Origin of the sequence: Variovorax paradoxus (genome assembly GCF_000834655.1) — a bacterium.
Taxonomy (GTDB): domain Bacteria; phylum Pseudomonadota; class Gammaproteobacteria; order Burkholderiales; family Burkholderiaceae_C; genus Variovorax; species Variovorax paradoxus_F.
The window spans coordinates 1-908 of record NZ_JXQQ01000131.1 but is presented as its reverse complement, the minus strand read 5'-3'; the positions used below and the strand labels follow the sequence as shown (position 1 = coordinate 908).

The window sequence follows — 908 nt, the reverse complement described above, 5'->3', positions numbered from 1 at the left end:
AAGTTCTCCGGGTTTCGGTTCAGCTCCATCACGCCCACCTCGATCAGCGGGTAGTCCTTCTTGGGCCAGACCTTGGTCAGGTCGAACGGGTGGTAGGGCACCTTCTCGGCATCGGCTTCGGCCATCACCTGCACGTACAGCGTCCACTTGGGGAAGTCGCCGCCCTCGATGGCGTCGTACAGGTCGCGCTGGTGGCTCTCGCGGTCGCCGCCCACGATCGCGCCGGCCTCGGCGTCGGTGAGGTTCTTGATGCCCTGCTGCGTCTTGAAGTGGAACTTGACCCAGAAGCGCTCGTTGGCCGCATTCACGAAGCTGTAGGTGTGCGAGCCGAAGCCGTGCATGTGGCGGTAGCTCGCGGGAATGCCGCGGTCGCTCATCACGATGGTCACCTGGTGCAGCGCCTCGGGCAGCAGCGTCCAGAAGTCCCAGTTGTTGGTGGCGCTGCGCATGTTGGTCTTGGGGTCGCGCTTGACGGCCTTGTTCAGGTCCGGGAACTTGCGCGGGTCGCGCAGGAAGAACACCGGCGTGTTGTTGCCCACCAGGTCCCAGTTGCCTTCCTCGGTGTAGAACTTGAGCGCGAAGCCGCGGATGTCGCGCTCGGCGTCGGCCGCGCCGCGCTCGCCGGCCACGGTGGTGAAGCGGGCGAACATCTCGGTCTTCTTGCCCACGGCGGCAAAGAGCTTGGCGCGGGTGTACTTCGTGATGTCGTGCGTGACGGTGAAGGTGCCGAAGGCGCCCGAGCCCTTGGCGTGCATGCGGCGCTCGGGAATGATCTCGCGGTTGAGGTTGGCCAGCTTCTCCAGCAGCCACACGTCCTGCATCAGCACGGGGCCGCGGGGGCCGGCGGTGAGGCTGTTCTGGTTGTCGACCACGGGCGCGCCGAAGGCGGTGGTCAGCGGGGTTTTCTT

The 908-nt window shown here is 65.9% G+C and carries 1 protein-coding gene; it reads right to left on the bottom strand.

Annotated features, from left to right (window positions below; translation table 11 throughout):
• Positions 1-908: catalase (locus RT97_RS30395; protein ID WP_042582591.1), on the bottom strand; the 908-nt coding region annotated here is incomplete at both ends.